The sequence below is a fragment of the Mycolicibacterium gadium genome (assembly GCF_010728925.1).
Taxonomy (GTDB): domain Bacteria; phylum Actinomycetota; class Actinomycetes; order Mycobacteriales; family Mycobacteriaceae; genus Mycobacterium; species Mycobacterium gadium.
In genome coordinates this window covers 2,673,035-2,695,312 of sequence record NZ_AP022608.1, presented here as the reverse complement: position 1 = coordinate 2,695,312, position 22,278 = coordinate 2,673,035, and the positions used below count along the sequence as shown (strand labels likewise).

General features: G+C 66.1%; 18 protein-coding genes. 9 read left to right on the top strand and 9 right to left on the bottom strand.

The window, feature by feature from the left end:
- The first annotated feature begins 159 nt into the window (after window positions 1-159).
- On the top strand, window positions 160-1,719 hold the full coding sequence (gene guaA / locus G6N36_RS13150; RefSeq protein ID WP_163686899.1) for a glutamine-hydrolyzing GMP synthase: 1,560 nt from the start codon (window positions 160-162) through the stop codon (window positions 1,717-1,719).
- Here guaA and G6N36_RS13145 read toward each other — a convergent pair whose 3' ends face one another.
- From G6N36_RS13145 to G6N36_RS13125, 5 genes are read right to left on the bottom strand one after another with little or no spacing between them, the layout of a single operon-like run.
- Window positions 1,720-2,643 (bottom strand): MerR family transcriptional regulator, encoded by a 924-nt coding sequence (locus tag G6N36_RS13145; RefSeq protein WP_179964778.1) that lies wholly within the window; start codon window positions 2,641-2,643, stop codon window positions 1,720-1,722.
- Window positions 2,640-4,136 (bottom strand): flavin-containing monooxygenase, encoded by a 1,497-nt coding sequence (locus G6N36_RS13140; RefSeq protein ID WP_163686898.1) that lies wholly within the window; start codon window positions 4,134-4,136, stop codon window positions 2,640-2,642. The genes G6N36_RS13145 and G6N36_RS13140 overlap by 4 nt, the downstream gene beginning before the upstream one ends.
- 2 nt (window positions 4,137-4,138) lie before the next feature.
- Window positions 4,139-5,059, bottom strand: coding sequence for a ferritin-like domain-containing protein (locus tag G6N36_RS13135; RefSeq protein WP_163686897.1), 921 nt, complete (start codon window positions 5,057-5,059; stop codon window positions 4,139-4,141).
- Window positions 5,060-5,068: 9 nt separating this feature from the next.
- Window positions 5,069-5,902: an SDR family NAD(P)-dependent oxidoreductase gene (locus G6N36_RS13130; RefSeq protein WP_179964930.1), complete on the bottom strand. Its 834-nt coding sequence runs from the start codon at window positions 5,900-5,902 to the stop codon at window positions 5,069-5,071.
- Between the two features lie 5 nt (window positions 5,903-5,907).
- Window positions 5,908-6,876: an alpha/beta hydrolase gene (locus G6N36_RS13125; RefSeq protein WP_276067860.1), complete on the bottom strand. Its 969-nt coding sequence runs from the start codon at window positions 6,874-6,876 to the stop codon at window positions 5,908-5,910.
- 190 nt (window positions 6,877-7,066) lie between these two features.
- Here G6N36_RS13125 and G6N36_RS13120 point away from each other — a divergent pair, with 190 nt between their 5' ends.
- Together G6N36_RS13120 and G6N36_RS13115 are read left to right on the top strand one after the other, a co-directional pair.
- Entirely contained in the window at window positions 7,067-7,759 is a 693-nt protein-coding gene (locus tag G6N36_RS13120; protein WP_179964777.1) for a DnaE2-dependent mutagenesis accessory factor ImuA', read from the top strand.
- 49 nt (window positions 7,760-7,808) lie between these two features.
- Complete coding sequence (locus tag G6N36_RS13115) at window positions 7,809-9,407, top strand: DNA polymerase Y family protein (RefSeq protein ID WP_163686895.1); 1,599 nt, start codon at window positions 7,809-7,811, stop codon at window positions 9,405-9,407.
- Window positions 9,408-9,421: 14 nt separating this feature from the next.
- Here G6N36_RS13115 and G6N36_RS13110 read toward each other — a convergent pair whose 3' ends face one another.
- Together G6N36_RS13110 and G6N36_RS13105 are read right to left on the bottom strand one after the other, a co-directional pair.
- A complete protein-coding gene (locus tag G6N36_RS13110) occupies window positions 9,422-10,456 on the bottom strand; it encodes a nucleoside hydrolase (RefSeq protein ID WP_163686894.1) in 1,035 nt (344 codons plus the stop codon).
- Between the two features lie 25 nt (window positions 10,457-10,481).
- Entirely contained in the window at window positions 10,482-12,503 is a 2,022-nt protein-coding gene (locus tag G6N36_RS13105) for an SDR family oxidoreductase (RefSeq protein WP_179964776.1), read from the bottom strand.
- 128 nt (window positions 12,504-12,631) lie between these two features.
- Between G6N36_RS13105 and G6N36_RS13100 the strand changes: the two genes are divergently transcribed.
- The 5 genes from G6N36_RS13100 to G6N36_RS13080 all read left to right on the top strand — a co-directional run bounded on the left by G6N36_RS13100 (window position 12,632) and on the right by G6N36_RS13080 (window position 20,559).
- Window positions 12,632-13,501 (top strand): MaoC/PaaZ C-terminal domain-containing protein, encoded by an 870-nt coding sequence (locus tag G6N36_RS13100; RefSeq protein ID WP_163686892.1) that lies wholly within the window; start codon window positions 12,632-12,634, stop codon window positions 13,499-13,501.
- Window positions 13,502-13,613: 112 nt separating this feature from the next.
- Window positions 13,614-14,501 carry a universal stress protein gene (locus G6N36_RS13095; protein WP_163686891.1) on the top strand — a complete coding sequence of 296 codons (888 nt, stop codon included), beginning with the start codon at window positions 13,614-13,616 and terminating at the stop codon, window positions 14,499-14,501.
- A 150-nt stretch (window positions 14,502-14,651) separates the two neighbouring features.
- Complete coding sequence (locus G6N36_RS13090; RefSeq protein ID WP_163686890.1) at window positions 14,652-16,031, top strand: DUF222 domain-containing protein; 1,380 nt, start codon at window positions 14,652-14,654, stop codon at window positions 16,029-16,031.
- 48 nt (window positions 16,032-16,079) lie between these two features.
- Complete coding sequence (locus G6N36_RS13085) at window positions 16,080-19,400, top strand: error-prone DNA polymerase (RefSeq protein WP_163686889.1); 3,321 nt, start codon at window positions 16,080-16,082, stop codon at window positions 19,398-19,400.
- 16 nt (window positions 19,401-19,416) lie between these two features.
- Window positions 19,417-20,559, top strand: a complete 1,143-nt coding sequence (locus tag G6N36_RS13080; RefSeq protein WP_163686888.1) for an MFS transporter — start codon at window positions 19,417-19,419, stop codon at window positions 20,557-20,559.
- Here G6N36_RS13080 and G6N36_RS13075 read toward each other — a convergent pair.
- Entirely contained in the window at window positions 20,556-20,972 is a 417-nt protein-coding gene (locus tag G6N36_RS13075; RefSeq protein ID WP_163686887.1) for a TIGR03667 family PPOX class F420-dependent oxidoreductase, read from the bottom strand. The two genes, G6N36_RS13080 and G6N36_RS13075, sit on opposite strands and share 4 nt — an antisense overlap.
- Window positions 20,973-20,995: 23 nt before the next feature.
- Between G6N36_RS13075 and G6N36_RS13070 the strand changes: the two genes are divergently transcribed.
- Complete coding sequence (locus G6N36_RS13070) at window positions 20,996-21,634, top strand: nitroreductase family protein (protein ID WP_163686886.1); 639 nt, start codon at window positions 20,996-20,998, stop codon at window positions 21,632-21,634.
- Between the two features lie 3 nt (window positions 21,635-21,637).
- Here G6N36_RS13070 and G6N36_RS13065 read toward each other — a convergent pair whose 3' ends face one another.
- On the bottom strand, window positions 21,638-22,102 hold the full coding sequence (locus G6N36_RS13065; protein WP_163686885.1) for a tRNA (cytidine(34)-2'-O)-methyltransferase: 465 nt from the start codon (window positions 22,100-22,102) through the stop codon (window positions 21,638-21,640).
- Window positions 22,103-22,278 lie beyond the last annotated feature (176 nt).

Below are 22,278 nucleotides of genomic sequence, written 5' to 3'. Positions count from 1 at the left end.
GCGTGCCTCCAGTTCACCATTCCCACGGTGCTCAATTCTTAAAGATGGACCGCGGGCATACTTGGGCATGGATCTGACGGGCGTGCGCTGGGATGCGGGCCATATCCACCAGCGAAGAAGGTTCGTCGGTGCTGTGGAGTCGCTGACTAGACTGTCCGGGTGACAACAGGTTCTCCCCGGCCCGTGCTGGTCGTCGACTTCGGAGCGCAATATGCGCAGTTGATCGCCCGTCGCGTCCGCGAAGCGCGGGTCTATTCCGAGGTGATTCCGCATACCGCGACCGTCGAGGAGATCAAGGCACGCGACCCGCAGGCCATCGTGCTGTCGGGCGGTCCGGCGAGTGTGTACGAAGACGGTGCGCCGCAGCTGAATGCCGAGGTGTTCGACCTGGGGGTACCGGTGTTCGGCATCTGCTACGGGTTTCAGGCGATGGCCCAGGCACTCGGCGGCACCGTCGCCCGGACGGGCACCAGTGAGTTCGGCCGCACGGAGCTGGAAGTGACTGGGGGAGAACTTCATTCCGATCTGCCCACCACCCAGCCGGTGTGGATGAGCCATGGAGACGCCGTGACCGTCGCCCCCGAAGGCTTCGAGGTGGTCGCCACCAGCTCCGGAGCGCCCGTCGCCGCGTTCGAGAACCGGGCCAAGGGCCTGGCAGGCGTGCAGTACCACCCCGAGGTGATGCACTCCCCGCACGGTCAGCAGATTCTGAGCCGATTCCTGCACGAATTCGCCGGTATCGACTCGACGTGGACGCCTGCGAACATCGCCGACGCGCTCGTCGAGCAGGTGCGTGAGCAGATCGGTGACGGACGCGCGATCTGCGGTCTGTCCGGCGGGGTGGACTCCGCGGTGGCCGCCGCGTTGGTGCAGCGGGCCATCGGCGACCGGTTGACGTGCGTATTCGTCGACCACGGGCTGCTGAGGGCGGGCGAACGCGCGCAGGTACAGCGTGATTTCGTCGCCGCCACCGGTGCCAACCTGGTCACCGTCGATGTCGCCGACCGTTTCCTCGAAGCACTGTCCGGAGTGACCGATCCCGAGGGCAAGCGCAAGATCATCGGCAGGCAGTTCATTCGCGCTTTCGAAGGTGCGGTCCGAGACATCGTGGGGGACACCGGTTCTGAGGTCGAATACCTGGTGCAGGGCACGCTGTATCCCGACGTGGTGGAGTCCGGCGGCGGGTCGGGAACGGCGAACATCAAGAGCCACCACAACGTCGGTGGGCTGCCCGATGACCTGAAGTTCAAACTCGTCGAGCCGCTGCGGCTGCTGTTCAAGGACGAGGTGCGCGCGGTTGGCCGTGAGCTGGGGTTGCCAGAGGAAATCGTTGCGCGCCAACCCTTCCCGGGTCCGGGCCTGGGGATCCGGATCGTCGGTGAGGTGACTGCGCAGCGACTGGACACGCTGCGGCGGGCCGACTCGATCGCGCGCGAGGAACTGACGTCCGCAGGCCTGGACCACCAGATCTGGCAGTGCCCCGTGGTGCTGCTCGCCGGAGTCCGTTCCGTGGGTGTGCAGGGCGATGGGCGGACCTATGGTCACCCGATCGTGCTGCGACCGGTGTCCAGCGAGGACGCGATGACCGCGGACTGGACGCGAGTGCCCTACGAAGTGCTCGAACGCATCTCCACCCGCATCACCAACGAGGTCCGCGAGGTGAACCGCGTCGTGCTGGACATCACCAGCAAGCCGCCGGGCACCATCGAGTGGGAATGATCAGACGTCCCCGTCGGGGGGCGGTTCCTTCTCGATGAACTCGCCGAGGATCTGACCGACCGTCGACTCGATGGTCGATTCGATGGAGAAGGCCAGCGTGGCCGAGACCGCCGACACAGCCTGGGTGCGGAACCGCACCAGCATGGTAATCAGTTCGGCCACTTCGGTATCCGGCGGCAGCGGGGCGCCCGGGTTGACCCGGTGCAGGACCTCCTCGATGCCGGCCTGCACGAGCAGTTCGCTGATCTGATCGAGCAGCGGTGAGATCTGCTCGTGCAGGTCGATGAGTTTGTCGGTGGCGACGCCGTATTGCCTGATCTCGTTGAACGCCTCGATCAGCTTGGGGCGCACCACGACCGCCTCACCGTCTTCCAGCTTGATCACGCCCAGTCCCACCATGCGGTCGAATCCCGGGTCGTCGTCGACCAGCCGCCGCGCGTCGGCGACGCTCATCCGCTCGGGCTTCTCCGTCGCCCAGCTACCCGCGATCGCCGATTCGATGCCCAGCATGTCGCCAAGGTTCTTGCCCTGCTCCCAGGCCGACAGCATCTCGTGGACGTGAGCGATGTTGTAGCCGCGATTCAACATCGAGGTGATGAGACGCAGCCGCGTCAGATGTGTGTCGTTGAAGAGTGCGATCCGCCCGACCCGCAACGGCGGATGCAGCAGTCCACGGTCGCGGTACACCCGGATGTTGCGGGTCGTGGTGCCGGCCAGGCGCGCGAGCTCGTCGATGCGGTACTCACCGGACGTGGATTCGGGGTGCGGATGAAGCACGGCCGCGTCGAACAACTGCGATACCGCGGTTTCGATGACATCGCGGGAGCCGCGCCGCACGCGCCGTGGAGCGCGCCGCAGGCTCTTCAGGATCGCCGAGATCGCCCCCGCCTGCTGGCGCGGTGGCTTCTCCGGCGGATTGGTCATGCGCTCGAGAGGGCACCGCTGCCGGTGCGCGCGCCGTGCTCGACGGCGACGTAGTCGGAGAAGCGGAAATCGCGCATCTGACGAAGATACTGCGTGGCGAAGCCGGGGTACATGGAGGCGTTGAAGCCGTCGGCCGTCAGATACCAGCTGCTGCAGCCTGACATCCACGTCGTCTTGGTCAGGCGCTGCTGGATGCGGTCGTTGTAGCGCTCCTGGACGTCTTGGCGCACGTCCAGATACTTCATGTTCTCCCGCAGGATCGTGGTGATGCCGCTGACCGCGTAGTCGAGCTGGCCCTCGACGTAGACCAGCAACGAATTGTGGCCCGGTCCGGAGTTCGGTCCCGTCATGAAGAACAGGTTCGGATAGCCATGGGCGTTGATGCTCTTGTAGGCCTGCGCGCCCGACGCCCACTCCTGCGACAGTGAGCGGCCGCCGATGCCGGTGACCTCATACGGCGGTCCGGTCAGGTGCACGTCGTAGCCGGTGGCGAAAACGACACAGTCCAGATGGTGCTCGACACCGTCGCTGGTGCGGATTCCCACCGGGCTCATCGTGGCGATCGGCCAGTCGATGAGCTTGCAGTTGTCCTTTTGCAGTGCCGGATAGTAGTCGCTGGAGACGAGCATTCGTTTGCATCCGGGGGTGAAGTCCGGCGTCAGCTGCCGTCGCAGCCAAGGATCGGAGACCTGCCTGTGCAGGTGCGCCTTGCCCAGCCTGGCGACCAGTCCGGTCAGGGGCGTGTTCCACACCAGCGCCGTCGCGGTGAGCTCGTGGCCCCAGAACAACGCCTGCCGCGCAAGCTCTTGTACGGCAGGTACTTTCGCAAACAACGCTTGTGCTGCGGCAGGGACGGCGGTATCCAGACGAGGTAGCATCCAGCCCGGAGTGCGTTGGAAGACCTTCACGAACTCCGCCCGCTTGACCAGTTCGGGCACGATCTGCACGGCGCTGGCGCCGGTGCCGATGACCGCGACGCGCTTGCCGGAGAAGTCGTAATCGTGGTCCCACCGGGCGCTGTGGATCTTGTGCCCCTCGTAGGTGTCGAGGCCGCGGATGTCCGGCCATTTGTGATCGGGCAGTGGGCCGGAGGCCATCACCACGGTACGGGCCCGAAAACTCTCTCGCCCCTCGGTCTTCACGGTCCAGATGCCGGTCTTCTCGTCGAAGTGCAGGCCGTTGACCTCCACGCCGAACTGAATACGGCGTTCGATGTCGAACTTCTCGGTCATGTCCTCGATATGCCGGCAGATCTCGCCAGCAGGAGAGTAGGCCCGCGACCACGACGAGTTCTTCACGAACGAATACGAGTACAACAGCGACGGAACATCGCATGCCGCACCGGGATACGTGTTGTCTCGCCAGGTGCCGCCGACGCGGTCGCTGCGCTCCAGGATGACGAGGTCGTCGACGCCGGCCTCGCCGAGTTTGATCGCCGCGCCTATACCGGTGAACCCAGCGCCGACGATCAGGGTGTCGTAGGTGTGGCTCATGGTCAGGCCGCCGGCTCGTGAGTGACCTCTTTGACCCAGCTCGGGACCGCGGGTAACAGCGGACGTGGATACCGGTCCGACAGCCAGACCATCGAGTTGGCCAACAAGTGATACGGGTGGCGTGGATTGGTGACCACTCCGGCATAGCGCCGCAGGAACAGGTATGTCGGTACCCGCTTGGTGTGCTGACCGCGGTCGCCGAGTTCCTTGAACCGCTTCACCGCGCGGTAGAGCCGCTCCGGCTCCATGCCCATGGCCGTGATCTCGTTGCGGATCCTGTTGATCAGCGGTGCGCCCATGACCGCGCCGATGATGAGGCCCGGGGTGGCGTTGTGGCCGACGAAGTCGATTAGAAGCCTGCGGATCTTGGCGTGGCCGATCATGTCGAGCACCTCGAAATCGACTACCAGATGCCGGGACTCGTCGTTGTTGATCTTCTCGAACACCTGGTGGCAGACGGGGTCGTGGACTTCGTCGAGCAGAAACTTCAGCAGTGCGCCGTCGAGTGCGACCTCGAGCATCGGAATTACGGTGCCCAGCAGCGAGAGCGGCATGTCGTCGGCCCAGCGGTCGAGCCAGTCGATGGCGAGCCGGATGTTGACGTTGGGTTCGGGAACTTCCCCGTCTTCGAGCATGCCCCAGCGCTTCATCAGTGCGAGTTCGGCATTGGCGTGGCGCTGTTCCTCTGCATGGAAGTATCGGTAGATCTCGGCGATCGTCGGCGTGGGCGCCTTCTTGGCCAGCGCTGCAAAGCCGCGGGCACCGATGTTCTCGATCCAGCACAGGTCGGCCATGAATGCCTTGAGCTTGGGTCGCTGTTCGTCGGTGATCAGCTCCGCGCCAGGTGCGTCCCAGTCGATGTCGGCCAGCGCCCACTGCCGGTCCTTGATCTTGTCAAGCATCGCGTCCATGTTGATGGCCATCTGATCCTCCTACGGCGTGGTGAAACGGGTGGTGAGGCCGACGGCACGGGTGTACACCGTCGGGGTGAAACGTTTGATACCCCAGCCGATCCGGGCATCGGGCTGCGGCATGCAGTAGAGGCCGCCGCGGTCCAGGGTGTCCAGGCAGGTGCGGGCCACCCGTTCTGGTGAGAAGCCGGTCCAGCGCATCAGCATGTCGGCCAGTTGTGTTGACCTGTCAGAGATCCGGCCCGCGTCGACGATGTTCGTCTTGACGAACGTCGGGCACAGCACGGTGACGTTGACGCCGGTTCCTGACAACTCGGCGGCCAGCGTCTCGGAGAGCGACAGCGTTGCGGCCTTGCTGACGTTGTATGCCGCCATCCCGGGTGCCGCTCCGAACGCCGCGGCCGATGCGACGTTGATGATGCCGCCATATCCGGCTTCACGCAGGATGGGCGTGAAGACATGGCAGCCGTGGATCGGTCCCCAGAGGTTGATGTCGAGCACCCATTGCCAGTCGTCGACGCTCATCTCGCCGATGGACAGGCCACCCGCACCGACACCGGCGTTGTTGACGACCACGGTCGGTGGGCCGTCGAACCAGGACTGTGCCTCTTTGGCCAGCGCCGTGACGTCGTCGAGTTGTGAGACGTCGCACCGTGCTGCCAACGCCGCACCGCCGTTGGCGATGATCGCGTCGACCGTGGCGCTGGCCGCGGTTTCGTCGATGTCGCTGCACACCACCCGACCGCCACGATTCGCGAGTTCCCTTGCGAATGCCGCGCCGATGCCACTGCCCGCGCCGGTGATCACCGCCGCGGCGTCGTGGCTGCGTTTCTTCGACGATCCGAACAGGCCCAATCCTGTCACCCCGCTGCCTGGTCGATGATGTTGTCGCGCAATGCTCCCGAGAGGAACGATGCGAGCCGGTGCATCGCCGGTCGCGCCTCAGGTGTCAGCCGCGGCAGCGCCTGGAAGACGTGCACCTGATCCGGCCACACCTCGAGTTCGCAGGTTCCACCCGCCGTGCGGATGTGTTCGGCCAGTGCGATGGCGTCGGCGGCCAGCATCTCGGCCCCGCCGGCCTGGATCAGTGTCGCCGGCAGAGTACGGCCCGCGGCGACGTCGAGCTTCAGTCGGGGATGTGTCGACTCGATTCCGGCGCAGTACAACTCGATCAACCGAATGGCGTCCGCCGAGCGAATGGCAGGGTCACGGCGAGTCCGCTCGCGTGTGCGCGCCAGCGAGAACGTCAGATCCAGGACGGGGGAGAGCAACGCGAGTGCCGCGGGGTGGGTGACATCGGGTTGCAGTAACAGGTCGACGGCCAAATGGCCGCCTGCGGAATCCCCCGCGATGACGGTGCGCTGCGGCGCCATGCCCTGGTCGTGTATCAGCCAATCCCATCCGGTGCGGACATCGTCTGCCGCGGTGGGGAATCGGTGCTTGGGGGCCAGGCGGTAGTCGATGGAGAAGACCGGTAACCCGGTCAGCTGGGAGAGCCAGGACGTGAGTCGGCGGTGCGTGCGCGGTGAGCATAGGACGAATCCGCTGCCATGGACGAAGTAGATCGCTTCGGTGCGGTTGCGTTGCACGCCTGGGCCGTAAACCCATTCACCGATCACGCGACGACCGTCGGATGTCCTGGTATCGACGCGCTGTACGCGTGTGCCGATCATCGATGGGCCGAACGTATCCATGATGCGGGCCACGATCTGACGTGAAAGCCATACTCCCCACGCCTGATCCGGCGGGAGCACGGCGCTGATCTGCCGCAGGGTCATGGCGCTGATCGATGCCGCGCTGCGCGAGCGCAGTGAACCACGCTCGCGCATTGCGGGCTCTCCGTTGAGCACTAACGGAGTACAACACCAAATGATGACATTTGTCAATGTCACCATCATTCGATGGCAAGACTGAGCGCGCCCGGATCCGCTTGACGGTTGTCGGTGGGCAGGTGTTTACTCGGGATATCGAACATACATTCGAAAACAGAGTGAATCTGGTGATGCAGGAGGTGCTGCTGTGACAGCTGCCTTGCCCCTGGATCAGCGCCGATCCGACCGCGCTGAACAGCTAGAACACCTGCGTCGCAGGATAGCGGCAGTGTCCGGAAAGGTGGGTGGTGGGCGTCGTGGAGCGGCACCGGCCGCCGATCCGCTTCCGGTCTCGGAAAGTTTGCTGCCGATCCCCGAAACACTTGGCAATGTTCTGCCTGCGCCGTTGCCACGCGGGACCGTGGCGGTGGTGTCGGGTGCTCGATCGCTGGCGTTGAGCATGGTGGCGGCAGTGACGGGGGAGGGCGGACATGCCGCGATCGTCGGCCACCCTGATGCCGGTCTGCTGGCCGCTGTGGAGATGGGTGCGGATCTGAGCAGGATCGCGGTCGTCCCCGATCCCGGAAGCGATCCGGTCGAGGTGGCCGCCGTGCTGATGGACGGCATGGACATGGTGGTGCTCGGGCTGGGTGGGCGTTCGGTGCCTGCCACCCGCGCGCGGGCGGTCGTTGCCCGGGCGCGGCAGAAGGGCTGCACCCTGCTGGTCACCGACGGTGACTGGCAGGGTGCATCCGCCCGCCTGGATGCCAGGGTCTGCGGCTATGAGATCACCGGCCGTGCCCGCCCCGGATTCGGCCGAATCGCCAAGGTGCAGCTGACCTACTCGGTCAGTGGCCGGGTCGTGAACGGCCGGGCCGGACCGACCCCGGTTGCGCAGTGAGCGGGCTGCTGTGTCATCTCAGTTGTCGCGCGTATTGGCCATCTGGTGCATGGACTGGCCCGCGGTCGCCGCCGCGGCGGCGGCTGGTTTGACACCTACGGCTCCGGTCGCGGTGACGTTGGCCAACCGGGTCATCGCCTGTTCGGCGTCGGCGCGTTCGGTGGGCGTGCGACGGGGGCTGCGCCGCCGGGAGTCGCAGGCCAGGTGTCCGGATCTGCATGTCGTCACGGCCGATCCGGCGCGTGATGCCCGCCATTTCGAGGATGTGACGGCCGCGGTGGACGAGTTGGTGCCACGGGCCGAAGTGCTGCGGCCCGGCCTGCTGGTCCTGCCGGTGCGCGGGGCGGCCCGCTATTTCGGGTCCGAACAGGCGGCCTCCGAGCGACTGGTCGACGCGGTGGCCGCGGCTGGAGCCGAATGTCAGGTCGGTGTCGCCGATCAACTGCCCACCGCGGTCTTCGCCGCGCGAGCGGGACGGATTGTCGAGTCCGGCAAGGACGCGCTGTTTTTGTCGGCGCTGTCCATCCGGCAGCTGGCCACCGAGCCGAGCCTGGCCGCGTCCGGCCGTGATGACTTGGCAGACCTGCTGTGGCGCATGGGAATCCGCACGATCGGACAGTTCGCGGCATTGGCTCGCAGCGACGTGGCCTCGCGCTTCGGCGCCGACGCGGTGGTCGCGCACCGGTTCGCCCGGGGCGAGCCGGCCAGGGGACCGTCGGGTCGTGAACCCGAGCAGGAACTCGACGCCGTCATGGACTGCGACCCGCCGATCGATCGGGTGGATGCCGCAGCGTTCGCGGGCCGCTCACTGGCAGGGACCCTGCACCGCAGCCTGGAGGCCTCCGGGGTGGGATGCACCCGCCTGGCCATCCACGCGATCACCGCCAACGGTGAAGAGCTGGAACGGGTTTGGCGCTGTGCCGAACCCCTGACCGAGGACGCCACCGCCGACCGAGTGCGCTGGCAACTGGACGGCTGGTTGAACAGACGCAACCCGGGTGATCGGCCCACCGCCCCGGTCACTGTCATCCGGCTGCGTCCGGTGGAGCTGGTTTCGGCCGAGGCGCTGCAGCTGCCGCTGTGGGGCGGCATTGGAGAAGAGGACAGGCTGCGCGCGCGCCGTGCACTGGTACGCGTACAAGGTCTGCTCGGACCCGAGGCGGTGCAGGTGCCGATGCTCAGTGGTGGTCGTGGGCCGGCTGAACGCATCACCTTCACGCCGCTAGGCGACCAGCACGTGCCGCGCGCCGATCCCGCTCAGCCCTGGCCGGGCCAACTGCCCGAACCGTCACCGACGGTGCTACTCGACGATCCGGTTGAACTGTTCGACGCCGGCGGGAATCCGGTGCGGGTGACCGGCCGGGGACTGTTTTCCGCGGACCCGTCGCGTCTGGTTTCACCGGATTCGAACGTTTCCCGGCTGGTTTGGTGGGCCGGGCCCTGGCCGGTCGACGAGCGGTGGTGGGACCCTGAGCTCACCACATCGGGTCGCACGGCCAGGGCGCAGGTGCTGCTCGATGGCCATGATGTGGGCCCCCGCCCGAAGGGCCGGGGACGCTCACGCGAAGAACAGACGATCAAGCCGGGGCGGGCGCTGCTGCTGTGCTACCGGCAGAGGAGGTGGTACGTCGAGGGCATCTACGAATAAGCACTACCAAGGACTCATCCCAGCTGGCGCGCGAACGCACCCACTCGCGCGATGAATCGGTCGAAGAACGCGTCGGGATCAACGCCAACGCCTATGAGTGCGTTGGGTTCCCGGCCCCAGCGGTTGCTCCAGTCCGCGATCGTCATGCCCTTGGTGAGGGTGCCGGTCAGCTCGACGTCGACCGTGACGCGCCGACAGCGGACCAGGTCGGGATCCAGCGCCACCGCCGCGGCCAGCGGGTCGTGCAGGTGTGCGATATAGCCCTCGTTCTGGTCGAAATGGAACTCGAAGTAAAACCGCATCGCGTCCTCGAGCACCGCGATCAACGGATTGGACGCAACCGATTTCATGCCGCGGTTGTCCAGCACGCTCATCGGGATCGACGACGACTCCGCGGCTGCGCCGAGTCGGCTCAGCAACGTCGGCGTCATCGCGACGTTCTCGGTCAGGTTCAGGCCGAGCACAATTGGGAGATGTTCGGGTGGGTTCAACCCCCACGCCGCACCCCACACGGCGAAGACCTCCCCGGCGGCCTCCGGATCGACGCTGATGTTCCACTCCGCCACCGGTGTGGTGTTGCCGCGGTAGTCGAAAGCGCCGCCCATGATGACCAGCCTGCGAAGCAGCCTCGGCAACGCCGGCTCCCTGCGCATGGCCAGTGCCAGATTGGTCAACGGACCGACGGCGATCGCGACCAACTCGCCGGGATACGCGCGCGCCGCACGAATCCACGCGTCGGCGGCGTCGTAGGCGGTGAGTCCACGATCGGTCGACGGCAGCTGCGCGTAACCCATCCCCTTGGGTCCGTGGGTGTCTTCAGCGGTGCGTAACGGCACCACGAGGGGTCGGTCGGAACCTTTGGACACCGGAACGTTCATCCGGCACAGCTCCAGTAGGCCCAGGTTGTTCTCGCAGACCTGTTGTACGGGAACGTTTCCGGCGGTCGAAGCGATTCCGACGACTTCGGCGTCGTCGCTGGCGAACAGATACACCAATGCCATCGCGTCGTCGACCCCCGTGTCGACATCGACGAAGACAGGCAGCGTCACGCTGCCAACGATAGGACCAGCCTGCTCACCAGTGCACGCCGGGCACGAGGCGCAGGGCGCGCTTGGCGGGGCGGGCCATCACCCGCGGGACGCGGACCTTGGACACCGTGGCGCGTGCCGGTCGCTTCGGGCGACGTTCCGGCGTGGATTCGGATACCTCGCCTCGGGCGGCCGCCGAATCCGGATACCCCAGGTAGATCTGATGCAGCACGCGCCGCGACAGCTTAGGGGTGAAGTACAGGCCGACGTCGGCCAGTGTCCCGACCGGGGTGTCGATCCGCGCGGGCTTCTCGATGAGCCCGCGCACCACCATCGCCGCAGCATGCTCGGCGGTGATCGGCGGTAACGGGTTGAGTCGCCGCGACGGCGCGATCATCGGCGTCTTCACCAAAGGCATGTGGATGCTGGTGAAGGTGATGTGATCGGAAAGGGTCTCGCTGCCAACGACTTCGGCGAACGCATCCAAGGCGGCTTTGCTTGGGACGTATGCGCTGTACTTCGGGCTGCCGGCCTGCACGCCGGCGCTGGACACGTTGACCACGTGCCCGAACTTCCTTTCGCGCCAGTGCGGTAACAGAGCGAGCACCATCCGGACCGACCCGAAGTAGTTGACCGCCATCACGCGTTCGTAATCGTGCAGGCGTTCGGTGGACGCCGCTACCGAGCGACGGATCGACCGGCCGGCGTTGTTCACCAGATAGTCGACGTGCCCGAATCGCCCGAGGATGTCCTTGACCGTCGCCTCGACGGATGTCGAGTCGGTGACGTCGCAGGTGAATGCGTACGCCTGCCCACCGGCCACGCGGATCTCGGCGATGAGCTCATCGAGCGCTTCGGCGTTGCGCGCCAACGCGAATACGCATCCCCCACGTTCGGCGACGGCCACGGCAGACGCACGCCCGATCCCACTGGACGCGCCCGTGATGATGACGTGCTTGCCCACCAACGGGCCGGCAGGGTCGTCGCGGCGTGCACGGTCGGGATCCAGGTGCTCGGCCCAGTAACGCCACAACTTGGGTGCATACGTTGCGAACTCCGGTACCGCGATGCCGGTGCCGCGCAACGCTTCGTCGGTGTTGTCGGAGGTGAACGTCGGGAACAGGTCGACGACATCGAGCACTTCGGCGGGAACACCCAACTGCGTGGCGGCCATATTGCGTAGGACCTTGGCGCGCCCGGTGGCCCGCACGATCGGGGTCGCTGCGCTGCGCGGAAGAGAGCCCACCAGCGGGGGCAGACCTGCGGCTTTGGCCACTCCGCGGTAGATCCCGCGCAGCCCAACGGTTTTCGGAGCGTTGAGATGAAACGTCTGCCCGTCACGGTCAGGCTTGTGCATCAGCGCGACGATCGCCTCTGCGACGAAGTCGACGGGCACGATGTTGGTGCGCCCGGTGTCGGGCAGCACCATCGGCGTGATGCCGGGCAACCGCGCCAGCTTGGCGAGAACGCCGAAGAAGTAGTAGGGCCCGTCGACTTTGTCCATCTCGCCGGTGCGCGAGTCACCCACGACAACGGCGGGTCGGTAGATCCGGTACCGCAGCCCCTGCGCCGAACGCACCATCAGTTCGCCTTCGAACTTGGTCTGGTGGTAGGGCGTCGGAAGCTCCTGCGCAACGTCGAAATCGTCCTCGGTGAATTCACCTCGATAGGCGCCGGCCACCGCGATCGACGACACGTGGTGCAGGGTTGCGCCGAGGCGCAGGGCCAGGGTACTGACAGCGCGGGTGCCGTCGACATTGGCCGCCCGCTGGTCGGCCTCGGTGGCCGTGATGTCGTAGATTGCCGCGCAGTGCACGATGTGGTCCACGGCGCCCAGCCCGGCGACGGCCTCGTCGGTCAGCCCGAGATCCGCCGACACGAGATCGCCGACCAGTGGTTTCGCTCTTTCGCCCCATGGATGCTCACCCTCGGTGGCCAACCGCTCGAACCGCTCGAGCGACTCGCGTCGCACAAGCACCCACACCTCGGCATCATCGCGGCTCGCCAGAATCTGCGACACCACCCGTCTGCCAATAAACCCAGTACCGCCGGTAACGACATAACGCATGCGAGCCATGGTCACCCCTGGCGGGGGAAACGTCAATGGCTGGATCACCGACTCGGCCGGCGGTGGCAGAACTGCCGGCTCGGCCGGCGTGCTGTGTATGGTCCGACACACCAGCGAAGGGAGCCTCGATGCCGCTCGATCCGAATGCCATAGGCGCAAAGACGGAACCGCAGATCTTCAAATGGACCGACCGCGACACGATGCTCTACGCACTCGGCGTTGGCGCGGGACTCGACGATCTCGCGTTCACCACAGAGAACACCCACGACACCCCGCAGCAGGTGTTGCCGACGTACGCCGTCATCGCGTGTCTGCCCTTCGCGGCCGCCGCCATGATCGGCAGCTTCAACTTCGCCATGCTGCTGCACGGATCCCAGGGGATCCGGTTGTTCAAACCGTTGCCGCCCGCGGGCAAGCTCAGCGTCGTCGCCGAAGTCGCCGACATCCAGGACAAGGGTGAGGGCAAGAACGCCGTCGTCATGCTCAAGGCGACGGGCACCGATCCGGACTCCGGGGAGGTGATCGCCGAAACACACACCACGGCGGTCATCCGCGGTGAGGGCGGATTCGGCGGCCAGCCCGGCCAGCGTCCGTCGGCACCGGAAATCCCCGACCGCGAACCGGATTCGACGATCGCCCTGCCCACCCGCGAGGACCAGGCGCTGATCTATCGGCTTTCCGGTGACCGCAATCCGCTGCACAGTGATCCGTGGTTCGCACGCGAACTGGCCGGCTTCCCCAAGCCGATCCTGCACGGCCTGTGTAGCTACGGTGTTGCGGGACGCGCGCTCGTCGCCGACCTCGGAGGCGGAGACGCGACGAAAGTCAATGCCGTCGCAGCCCGGTTCACGTCGCCGGTGTTTCCCGGCGAAACTCTCACGACGTCGATCTGGCGGACCGATCCGGGGCATGCGGTGTTCCGCACCGAGGCCGCCAATCCCGACGGCTCGAACGCGCGACTGGTCCTCGAGGACGGCACCGCCGAATACAGCAGCTGACGCTGAGCCGGCGGCCAATTTCTATCAAACGGCGGTAACCGGGGTTCCGCGTTGACAGGATTCACCCCACGACGTCCGTACATCGGTGTGCGAGATGGAGGGTGGTACGGCTATGAAACTGATCGTTGGTTACCTGGCAACGCCGGGAGGCGCCGACGCGCTGGCGCTGGGGGTGCGGCTCGCCCGCACGCTCGGCGCCGAACTCGGGGTGAGCATCATTTTGCCGCCGGACCGGATGGTGCCCTCGCTGGTGCCGGTCGGTGGCTACGACGAGCATCTCGCCGAACAGGCCGAGCGCTGGTTGGCCGAAGCGCGGGCGTCGATACCCGCCGACGTCGTCGCGGGGACCCACGTCAGTTTCGACGACTCGTACGCCGACGGTCTGATCAAAGAAGCCGCCCGGGTGCAGGCCGACCTGATCGTCGTCGGCGGCTCCGGTGGTGGGCTGGCGGGCCCATACTCGTTGGGATCGGTCGTCAACGAGCTCCTGCATTCGGCGCCGGTGCCGGTGGCGGTGGCGCCGCGGGGCAGCCGCCATTGGTCAGAGAATCGGGTGCGGGAGGTGACGTGCGCGATCGGCGAGCGTGCGGGCGCGGATCTGCTGCTCGACACCGCCGTTCGGTTCAGCCGAGCGGCGGGGACTCCGCTGCGGCTGGTGTCGTTGGTTGCGCTGGACCCGATGTTCGGGACGCTTCGCGGCGACGACGACGCGGTGCGTGCACGTGCGCTCGCTCATGCCGAGCACACGCTCGAGACGGCCAAAAGCCAACTGCCCGAAGACTTTCCCGTGACATCGGCGATTGTCGACGGCCGCACCGTCGAGGAAGCGGTCAGCAAGCTTGTTTGGCGCGACGGTGATGTGATCATGGTCGGATCGAGTCGGCTCAGCGCACCCAAGCGCCTTTTCCTCGGGTCGACGGCGGCGAAGATGCTGCGGGTACTGGAAGTGCCGATGGTGGTTGTTCCGAGGGACCAGTTCGAGGCCGCGGACCTGCCGTGAGCGAAACCGCGGACAGGCGATGGTCGGTCTGCTAGCACGCTGCGGTGACAAGTCGTCGAAGTTATCCCCAATCGTCTCTTCATCCACAGGTTGTCTGAAGCGGACTCGGGGAGGGCCGGTTGTGGCGGTGGGTGTCGTTAGCGTTGTGGTATGGGCGAATTCGTCACCGGTGAGGCGGCACGTGAGCGGTTTCGCGTGCTGCTGGACCAGGTCGACTATGCCTATACCCAGATGCGCGAGCTGTCTTCCGACGAGGTGGGCAACGCGTTTCGGGTGGAGATGGCCGAACGCCTCGAAACGCAGGAACGCACCAACCGGGGGTTGATGTATCGGGTGTTCGGCCAGATCGCCGACCCACCCGATGAAGTCGGCTTGGTGGGCGGTGTGGTCGACAGTCTGTGGGCGCGGCTGCGGATCCCTGTCGACGAGATCAAGCGGCGGATGAAGGTGGCCGCTCGAATCTCCCCGCGCCGCCAACTCAGCGGACCCGCGCTGCCGCCGCAACTGCCGCTGCTGGCCGCGGCCGTCGAGTCCGGCGTAATTGGCGAGGACCACCTGCGGGTGATCAGGAAGGCCATGGACCGGTTGCCGTCGTGTGTGTCGGCAGCTGACCGCGTGGAGGTCGAACGCAGCCTGGTCCGCGAGGCGGTCAAAAACGACGCGCAGATCGTCAGGGCCGCCGGCCGTCGCATCGATGAGATCTTCAACCCGGACGGCGATTTCGATGAGACCGACCGGCAGCGTCGGCGCGCCATGGTGCTGGGTCCGCAGGGCCCCGACGGGATGTCACGGCTGTCGGGGTGGATCGACCCCGAAACCCGCTGCTATGTCGAAGCCGCCACTGCCGCGGTGCGGCCGGGCCGGCATCTGCCCGACGGGACACCGTCTGAAGTCCACGATGACCGCAGCGCTACCCAGCGCTGTCACGACGGCATCAAACTCGGACTGAAGCTGGGCATCGCCTCCGGCGAGATGGGTTCCCATCGCGGCCATGCCGTCACGGTCATCGCCCGCACCACACTGGCCGAACTCAACCAGGCCGCTCACGCCGTGCACGATCCCGACATCCCGATGCCCTCGCCGGCACGCACCGGAGGGGACACCGCCCTGCCGATGCGGGACCTGATCCGGATGGCCACCGACGGGATCCACTACCTGGCAGTGTTCGAGGACCACAGTGAACGCCCCATCTACCTGGGCCGCCAGAAGCGCGTGGCCACCACCGACCAACGCATCATCTGCTACTCACGCGACGGCGGATGCACCCGACCGAATTGCACTGAACCCGGCTATCACAGTGAGGTCCACCACGGAGTCGACTGGGCCGCAGGCGGCGCCACCGACGCCGACATGCTGTTCTTCGCCTGCGGGCCCGACCACGCAGCAGTCAGCACCCGGCGATGGCACACCACGATCACCGACACCGGACGACTGGCCTGGACCGATGGAACCCGACCTCCAGAGGTCAACCATGCCCACCACCCCGAAGAACTCCTCCGCAGCGACCCCGACCCACCCGACGCCGAGTAATGGCACAGCTCGGCTGCGGTTAGAACATGTGTTCGATAAACTGCGTGGATGGGCTGGCATACCGGACCACCGAGCTGGACAGAAATGGAGCGGGTGCTCTCAGGCAGGTCGCTCCGGGCCGCCGGAGGGGCAAAACCGCGCCGTGCCGGCTGGCCCATCGACCAGCAGATCGGCGACGGCGGGGACAGTCCGGCCTGGTCGCGCAAGCGCGGGTCCTACGAGCCGCTGGACATCGACCGCTCCGGATCGTCGGTGCCGTATGCGGAGTTGCATGCGCATTCGGCGTACAGCTTCCTCGACGGCGCCAGCACGCCGGAGGAACTCGTCGAGGAGGCCGCCAGGCTCGATCTGCGTGCCATCGCGTTGACCGATCACGACGGGCTCTATGGGGTGGTGCGCTTCGCCGAGGCCGCCAAGGAACTCGACATGCAGACGGTGTTCGGCGCGGAACTGTCACTCGGCGGGGGTGACCGCACCGAGGACCCGGACCCGCCGGGTCCGCATCTGCTGGTGCTCGCTCGCGGTCCGGAGGGATACCGGCGACTGTCGCGCGAGCTCGCGAAGGCACATCTGGCGGGCGGTGAGAAGGGCAAGCTGCGCTACGACTACGACGCGTTGACCGAGGCGGCGGGCGGACACTGGCACATCCTCACCGGATGCCGTAAAGGTCATGTCCGCCAGGCATTCTCCCAAGGCGGACCGGAGGCGGCGGCCACCGCAATCGCCGATCTGGTCGACCGGTTCGGCCGTGACCGAGTCAGCATCGAGCTCACTCACCACGGGCATCCCTGCGACGACGAACGCAACGGCGCACTCGCCGAACTGGCGCCCAGGTTCGGCCTCGGCGTCGTCGCCACCACCGCCGCACACTTTGCTGAGCCGGCCCGCGGCAGGCTGGCCATGGCCATGGGTGCGATCCGCGCTCGGCATTCAATGGATGAGGCGGCCGGTTATCTTGCCCCGCTGGGTGGTTCGCATCTGCGATCGGGGGTGGAGATGGCGCAACTCTTCGCACACCGTCCCGAGGTGGTGACCGCGGCGGCCGACCTGGGCGAGCAGTGTGCGTTCGGGCTCGCGCTGATCGCCCCGCAGTTGCCGCCCTTCGATGTCCCGGAGGGGCACACCGAAGACAGCTGGCTGAGACATCTCGTCATGACGGGGGCCCGAAACCGGTACGGACCACCCGAGCGTGCCCAGCGGGCATACGCCCAGATCGAACACGAACTGAAAATCATTGAACAGCTGACTTTTCCGGGCTACTTCCTGGTGGTTCACGACATCACTCGATTCTGCAAAGAGAACAACATCCTGGCCCAGGGCAGGGGATCGGCGGCCAACTCGGCTGTCTGTTACGCACTCGGGGTCACCAATGTCGATCCGATCGCCAACGAGCTGCTGTTCGAGCGGTTCCTGTCTCCGGCGCGCGACGGACCTCCGGACATCGACATCGACATCGAATCGGACCTGCGCGAGGACGCAATACAGTACGTCTACAACCGCTACGGTCGCGACTACGCCGCCCAGGTGGCCAACGTCATCACCTACCGGGGCCGCAGCGCCGTGCGCGACATGGCCCGCGCGCTGGGCTTCTCCCAGGGGCAGCAGGATGCGTGGAGCAAACAGATCGGCCAGTGGGGCAACCTGACCGAAGCGACTCATGTCGACGATGTCCCCGAACCGGTGATCGACCTGGCCGTGCAGATCTCCAACCTGCCGAGGCACATGGGCATCCATTCGGGCGGCATGGTGATATGCGACCGTCCCATCGCCGACGTCTGCCCGGTGGAATGGGCGCGCATGGAGAACCGCAGCGTGCTGCAGTGGGACAAAGATGACTGTGCAGCAATTGGTTTGGTGAAGTTCGACCTACTCGGCCTCGGTATGCTCTCTGCGCTGCACTACTGCATCGACCTGGTGCGCGAGCACAAAGGCATCGACGTCGACCTGGCCAAGCTGGACCTGTCCGAGCCCGGGGTGTACGAGATGCTGCAGCGCGCCGACTCCGTCGGGGTGTTCCAGGTGGAGTCCCGCGCGCAGATGGCCACGCTGCCCCGGCTGAAGCCGAGGGTGTTCTACGACCTCGTGGTCGAGGTCGCCCTGATCCGTCCGGGCCCCATCCAGGGCGGGTCGGTGCATCCGTACATCAAACGGCGCAACGGGGAAGAACGCGTCACCTACGAGCACCCGTCGATGGAATCCGCCCTGCGAAAGACATTGGGTGTGCCGCTGTTCCAGGAACAACTCATGCAGCTCGCGGTGGACTGCGCCGGCTTCTCCGCCGCCGAGGCCGACCAGTTGCGCCGCGCGATGGGCTCCAAACGCTCCACCGAACGCATGCGTCGGCTGCGGGGCAGGTTCTACGACGGCATGCGCGCCCGGCACGGCATCACGGGAGAGGTGGCCGACCGGATTTACGAGAAGCTGGAAGCATTCGCCAACTTCGGTTTCCCGGAAAGCCATTCGCTGAGCTTCGCCTCGCTGGTGTTCTACTCGTCGTGGTTCAAGCTGCACCATCCTGCGGCGTTCTGTGCTGCGCTGCTGCGGGCACAACCGATGGGCTTCTACTCACCGCAGTCACTGGTGGCAGACGCCCGCAGGCACGGTGTCACCGTCCACGGACCGGACGCCAACGCCAGCCTCGCGCACGCCACCTTGGAAGACGCAGGGAAGGTGGTCAGATTGGGGCTCGGCAGCGTCCGACACATAGGTGACGAGCTGGCCGAACGCATAGTCGCTGAGCGAAATGACAACGGGCCGTTCACTTCTCTGCTTGATCTCACCCAGCGGATTCAGCTCAGCGTTCCGCAGACCGAGGCGCTGGCCACCGCGGGTGCGCTGGGTTGCTTCGGAATCACCCGACGAGAAGGGCTGTGGGCCGCGGGCGCGGCCGCCACCCAACGTCCCGATCGGCTCCCCGGAGTGGGAGCGTCATCGCAGATCCCCTCGCTGCCCGGCATGACCGAACTGGAACTCGCCGCCGCCGATGTGTGGGCGACGGGCGTCTCGTCAGACAGCTATCCCACCCAGTTCCTGCGCGAAAACCTCGACGCACTCGGCGTCGTTCCGGCCGACAAACTGCTGGGAATCCCCGATGGGACCCGGGTGCTGGTGGCCGGGGCGGTGACTCACCGCCAGCGGCCTGCGACGGCGCAGGGGGTCACGTTCATCAACCTCGAGGACGAGACCGGGATGGTAAACGTCCTGTGTTCGCGCGGGGTTTGGGCGCGGCATCGCAAGCTGGCGCAGACGGCGTCGGCGCTGCTGATCCGCGGACAGGTGCAGAACGCCACCGGCGCGGTCACCGTCGTCGCCGACCGCATGGGCAAGCTCGACATGCGGGTGGGTTCGAAGTCCCGCGATTTTCGTTGAGCGCTACCGTGAAGAAGTGACGCGTCGCGGGTACTTCCTCGTTGCCGCGGGGACCGCGCTCATCGCATGCTGCTATGGCTTCGCGCGGTTCACCTACGGATTGTTCGCACCCGTGTTCACCGAGGCTTTCGACCTCACGCCCACGCTCACCGGGGTGATAGGTGCGGGAAGCTACGTCGGGTACTGCGCCGCGATCATCGTCAGCCTGGTGCTGACCGAACGACTTGGTGCGCGTTGGGTGGCCGTTGCAGCCGGAGTCGTTGCGACAGTGGGTATCTCGATAGTCGCCGTCGCGACGTCAGCCTGGGTTCTGGCCGCGGGGGTGCTGGTCGCCGGGTGCAGCACCGGGATCGCCTCGCCGCCGCTGGCGGCGGCCGTCGCACAGTTCGTGCCAAGCGGAGCGGCGGATCGAGCCCAAACGGTCGTCAACGGAGGTACCGGAGTCGGCGTGGTGTTGTCCGCCCCGATTGCGCTGGCACTCTTCACGCAGTGGCGTCTGGCGTGGGCCGTATACGCGATCTTGGCCGTCCTCGTGACCATCGCGGTGATCCTGGCGATACCGTCCACGTCGGGCCCGCCTGCCAAGGCTGCAGCCGAACGATTTTGGCGCCCAGGTTCCTTCGGTCTCATCGCCGCATCCTTGTTGATGGGAATCGGCAGCATCGCGGTTTGGACTTTCGGTCGCGATCTGATCACCACGGTCGGTGGAGCCGATACGACGCGCTCGTCGCTCATGTGGATCGTGCTCGGTGCGGCAGGCATCGTCGGAGCGTTGGCAGGCGACGCCGTCGGCCGCTTCGGATTGCGGCGCGCGTGGATCGCAGCGACGGTGACGATGGCCGCTGCTTCGGTGCTGTTGGCGCTGGTGCCGTCCAGCCTTGTCGCGGTCATCGTCGCGGCCGCGCTGTTCGGTGCTGCCTATATAAGTCTGACGGGACTGCTCCTGTTGTGGAGCGTGCGGCTGTACCCGGACCGGACTTCGTCCGGGGTCGGTCTGTCGTTCTTCACCATCGCGGCCGGGCAGGCGTTGGGTGCACCTGCGGCCGGTCTGCTGATCGATGCTGTCGGCGCCGCAGCGGCGTTCGTGACGATCGCGCTGGTGGGCGTAAGCGTCGTTGCCCTGCGTCCGGCGGGGTCAGCTCAGCTTCGAAACGCCTAGCCTTCGGTCGGGGTGGTCCACACCTTGTCGACGTTGATCTTCAATCGCAGGTTGTAGGCCGACAGGAATTCCTCGGTGAAGCCAAGGCTGGCCGCCAGCTCGGCGTACTTGGCGCGATATCGCTCGTCCTGCAACGGATCTGCGTTCTCGGCGTCCACGGTGGCCGCACCACCCACCACGACGACGCCGGAGCCGGCGCCATCGGAATCCAGATTCAGGCTCACCCGAGGGTGGTTCCTGATGTGTCGGACCTTCGCGGCGTTGGGTTCCGAATAGACGAAGACGTCCTTGCCGTCGAAGTAGAACCAGACCAACCGCGGCACGGGCTGGCCGGATTTGGCCACCGTCGTCAACCATCCCGAATGATCGGCTGCAAGCCGGTCGGTGACCTCGTGCGTGAATTCGACTGCCATATCGCCGAATGTAGTCTCGAAATGTGACACTGAACTTGTCTGTCGATGAAGTCCTGACCACCACACGTTCGGTGCGCAAGCGGCTGGACCTCGAGAAGCCGGTGTCGCGCGAGGTGTTGATGGAATGTCTGGAGCTATCGCTTCAGGCGCCGACCGGATCCAACGCGCAGGGTTGGCAGTGGGTCTTCGTCGAGGATCCCGAGAAGAAGAAGGCGCTCGCCGACATCTACCGCCACAACGCCGAGCGGTACCTCGAAATGCCCAAGCCCACCTACGGCGATGAGCGCGACGAGCAGCGGCCGCGCGTCACGGATTCCGCGAAGTACCTCGCCGAGCACTTTCACGAGGTGCCGGTGATGCTGATTCCCTGCCTCGCCGGCAGCCCGGACGACGCGGTTGCGGGCAGCGCCGGGTTCTGGGGCTCGCTGCTACCCGCCGTCTGGAGCTACATGTTGGCCCTGCGCTCGCGTGGGCTCCGTTCGGCGTGGACGACGCTGCATCTGGTCGGCAAGGGGGAGAAGCTGGCCGCCGAGGTCCTCGGGATTCCGTTCGACGAGTATCGCCAGGGTGGCCTGTTCCCCATCGCGTACACCAAGGGCACCGACTTCCGCCCCGCCAAACGGCTGCCCGCTGAGCAGGTGACCCACTGGAATTCGTGGTGACGCTCAGACTGCGCCGCTGAATCCCTGCTGCCGCCACGCTTCGTAGACGACGACCGCTGCGGCGTTGGAGAGGTTCAGCGACCGCCGACCCGCGAGCATCGGAATGCGCAACTGCGCGGTGATGTGCGGGTCGGCCAGTGTCGCCGCGTCTAGGCCGGTGGGTTCGGGACCGAACATCACAACGTCACCCGGCTCATAACTGACGTCGTTAAATCGTGCGCCGGCATGTGCGGTGAACGCGTACACGCGTTGCGGGGCGATGTGTTCCCACGCGGCGGCCAGGTTGCGGTGCACGGTCACCGACGCGAGGTCGTGATAGTCCAAGCCGGCGCGCCGCAGTTTGGGTTCGGACAAATCGAATCCGAGCGGCTCGACGAGATGCAATTCGCAGCCCGTTGCCGCGACCATTCGGATCGCATTGCCGGTGTTGGGTGCGATGCGCGGCGAGAAGAACAGCACGCGGAACATTCATAGATCATTGCGTCGGGCGGGCCGACAGTCCAAAACGTGTTTGCTCTGTTATCACAAAGCGACTTGGACGTGCAGTTATGAACTCTGTCTGTTCAGTAAGAATTGTGGAATCAGCACGGCACGGCTGGCATACTCGACCAATTGCCAGGCGCACACCGCCAGCCCGTGGATGC

Bases quoted from the DNA above. Each gene is read 5' to 3' on its own strand.
- G6N36_RS13145 (WP_179964778.1), bottom strand. From the start codon at position 2,643: ATGACCAATCCGCCGGAGAAGCCACCGCGCCAGCAGGCGGGGGCGATC.
- G6N36_RS13140 (WP_163686898.1), bottom strand. From the start codon at position 4,136: ATGAGCCACACCTACGACACCCTGATCGTCGGCGCTGGGTTCACCGGT.
- G6N36_RS13135 (WP_163686897.1), bottom strand. From the start codon at position 5,059: ATGGCCATCAACATGGACGCGATGCTTGACAAGATCAAGGACCGGCAG.
- G6N36_RS13125 (WP_276067860.1), bottom strand. From the start codon at position 6,876: ATGCGCGAGCGTGGTTCACTGCGCTCGCGCAGCGCGGCATCGATCAGC.
- G6N36_RS13115 (WP_163686895.1), top strand. From the start codon at position 7,809: ATGGACTGGCCCGCGGTCGCCGCCGCGGCGGCGGCTGGTTTGACACCT.
- G6N36_RS13105 (WP_179964776.1), bottom strand. From the start codon at position 12,503: ATGCGTTATGTCGTTACCGGCGGTACTGGGTTTATTGGCAGACGGGTG.
- G6N36_RS13100 (WP_163686892.1), top strand. From the start codon at position 12,632: ATGCCGCTCGATCCGAATGCCATAGGCGCAAAGACGGAACCGCAGATC.
- G6N36_RS13095 (WP_163686891.1), top strand. From the start codon at position 13,614: ATGAAACTGATCGTTGGTTACCTGGCAACGCCGGGAGGCGCCGACGCG.
- G6N36_RS13090 (WP_163686890.1), top strand. From the start codon at position 14,652: ATGGGCGAATTCGTCACCGGTGAGGCGGCACGTGAGCGGTTTCGCGTG.
- G6N36_RS13085 (WP_163686889.1), top strand. From the start codon at position 16,080: ATGGGCTGGCATACCGGACCACCGAGCTGGACAGAAATGGAGCGGGTG.
- G6N36_RS13075 (WP_163686887.1), bottom strand. From the start codon at position 20,972: ATGGCAGTCGAATTCACGCACGAGGTCACCGACCGGCTTGCAGCCGAT.
- G6N36_RS13065 (WP_163686885.1), bottom strand. From the start codon at position 22,102: ATGTTCCGCGTGCTGTTCTTCTCGCCGCGCATCGCACCCAACACCGGC.